Origin of the sequence: Mycobacterium talmoniae (assembly GCF_001854525.1) — a bacterium.
Lineage (GTDB): Bacteria > Actinomycetota > Actinomycetes > Mycobacteriales > Mycobacteriaceae > Mycobacterium > Mycobacterium talmoniae.
Window position 1 is genome coordinate 1 of record NZ_MLQM01000309.1, and the last position, 2,348, is coordinate 2,348.

Annotated in this window: 4 protein-coding genes; all 4 read left to right on the top strand. The window is 71.9% G+C overall.

Annotated features, from left to right (window positions below):
• Positions 1-449, top strand: a 449-nt coding sequence (locus BKN37_RS26860) for a DUF4129 domain-containing protein (RefSeq protein WP_131823719.1), incomplete at its 5' end; no start/stop codon positions are given.
• Positions 446-928, top strand: a complete 483-nt coding sequence (locus tag BKN37_RS26865; RefSeq protein WP_071030316.1) for a hypothetical protein — start codon at positions 446-448, stop codon at positions 926-928. The genes BKN37_RS26860 and BKN37_RS26865, both read left to right, overlap by 4 nt.
• A gap of 8 nt (positions 929-936) precedes the next feature.
• Positions 937-1,905, top strand: a complete 969-nt coding sequence (locus BKN37_RS26870; protein WP_071030320.1) for an AAA family ATPase — start codon at positions 937-939, stop codon at positions 1,903-1,905.
• A gap of 12 nt (positions 1,906-1,917) precedes the next feature.
• The gene (locus BKN37_RS26875) at positions 1,918-2,274 is read left to right on the top strand and encodes a hypothetical protein (RefSeq protein ID WP_071030318.1); all 357 of its coding nucleotides are present in this window, start codon (positions 1,918-1,920) and stop codon (positions 2,272-2,274) included.
• Positions 2,275-2,348: the final 74 nt, after the last annotated feature.

Below are 2,348 nucleotides of genomic sequence, written 5' to 3' on the forward strand. Positions count from 1 at the left end.
TTGTGTTACGAGCAGAAGGCGACATGCTGTGTCGCACAGTGTCACGGGGGCTTGTAGGAGTGTATAAGAGGCAGTACCAGCGCGGCCCCCGCGGCCCCGAGGTGCCCGCCGCGGGGGCGGAGTCCCTGGCGCGCGCCGCGCAGGCCGGGCTGGCCGAGATCGGCGACCTGGCCCGCGGCCCGCGGGAGGCGATCATCGCCTGCTACGCCACGATGGAACGGGAACTGGCCCGGGTCCCCGACGCCGTCCCCCAGGACTGTGACACCCCGTCGGAGGTGTTGGCCCGCGCCGTCGACCACCACGCGCTGCACGCCGATAACGCGGCGCGGCTGGTGAGCCTGTTCACCGAGGCGCGATTCAGCCCCCACGTGATGAACGAGGGGCACCGCGAAGCCGCGGTCCGCGTGCTTCGGCTGGTGCTGGCCGAACTTCCGCGGGGCGCACCGTGACCCGGCTGGTGGTCTTGGGTCTGGGCCTGGTCGCCGGGGCCGAGCTGCTGATGCTGGTGGTGCAGCAACGCCGCTATGTGCTGGCGATCTCCGGGGTTTCGGTCGGGTTGGTGCTGCTCGGATTTCGCCGCCTGCTGGCCCGCGACCTGGCGCCGGACACGCTGTCGCCGGACGCCACCGTTGGTGATTCATTGCGGCACTGGGTATCCCGGACCGAGACGCTGATCCACTGGTCGGAGGCAACCCGGCGGGACTGGGACCGGCACTGGCGGCCGATGCTGGCCCGACGCTACGAAAACGCGACCGGCCAGTCCCGCGCGAAGGACCTGACCGCGTTTACCGCCACCGGCCGAATGCTGTTCGGCGACGAGCTGTGGCAGTGGGTGGATCCGAGCAACGTCGCCGACAGCGGCGCCGCGGAACCCGGGCCGGGCCGCGCGGTGCTCGAGGAGATTCTGCGGCGATTGGAGCAGGCGTGACCGGGGGTGTGGCGAAGCCGGCGGCGGCGACCACCGCGCACTGCGAGGCGGTGCTCGACGAGATCGAACGCGTCGTGGTCGGCAAACGGTCCGCGCTGAGCCTGATCCTGATCGCGGTGCTGGCGCGCGGCCACGTGCTGATCGAGGACCTGCCCGGGCTCGGCAAAACCCTGATCGCGCGGTCCTTCGCCGCGGCGTTGGGGCTCGGCTTCACCCGGGTGCAGTTCACCCCGGATCTGCTGCCCGCCGACCTGCTGGGGTCGACCATCTACGACATGCAGTCGGGCCGTTTCGAGTTCCGGCGCGGACCGATCTTCACCAACCTGCTGCTCGCCGACGAAATCAACCGGACCCCGCCGAAGACCCAGGCGGCCCTGCTGGAGGCGATGGCCGAAGGCCAAGTCAGCATCGACGGCCAAACCCACCGGCTGCCAGCGCCGTTCATCGTGCTGGCGACCGACAACCCGATCGAGTACGAGGGCACCTACCCGCTGCCCGAGGCCCAGCTGGACCGGTTCGCGGTCCGGCTGGAATTGCGGTATCTGTCCGAACGCGACGAGACGTCGATGCTGCGGCGCCGGCTGGACCGCGGGTCGGCCGAGCCCACCGTCAACCAGGTCGTCGACGCCCACGATGTGGTGGCCATGCGCGAATCGGTGGAGCAGGTCAGCGTCCACGAGGATGTGCTGCACTACGTGGTGTCGCTGGCGACCGCCACCCGGCATCATCCGCAGGTGGCGGTGGGCGCCAGCCCCCGCGCGGAACTCGACCTGGTGCAGCTGGCCCGGGCCCGGGCGCTGCTGCAGGGCCGCGACTACGTGATCCCCGAGGACGTCAAGGCGCTCGCGGTGCCGACCGTGGCGCACCGGATCACCTTGCGGCCCGAGATGTGGGTGCGGCGCATCCAGGGCTCCGACGTGGTGGCAGAACTGTTGCGGCGCTTACCGGTTCCTCGGGCCCACGGCACCACGCAGTAACCGGCGGCGCGCGTGATCGAAACCCGGGAGGTGGACGTCGAGTTGCGGTGGCGCGCCGCGCCGCTGGCCCTGGCCCTCGCCAGCTGCGCCGCGGCGGCCCTGGCGCTGGCGGTGATCGCCGTCCGCTGGCAGCTCATCGCGTTCGCCGCGCCGCTGCTCGGGGTGCTGGCGTCGACTCCCTGGCAACCGCCGGCCCCGAAATTCCGGGTGCGGGCGCGGCCCGCGGCGCAGCGCTGCTTTGAAACCGAGCAGACGCAACTGACCCTCGAGTCGACCACCGAACCCGCCGGTGCCGCCGGGCAATTGACCGCCCTGGCCGACGCCGAGATGCGGCTGGAGGCCCTCGAGGACTCCGGGGTGGGCCGGTAGACGGTGGCCGCGGTCGCCGGCCGCTGGGGGCGGGCGCCGGGGCGGGGGTGCGCGGGTGGTGGGGGTCTGGGGTG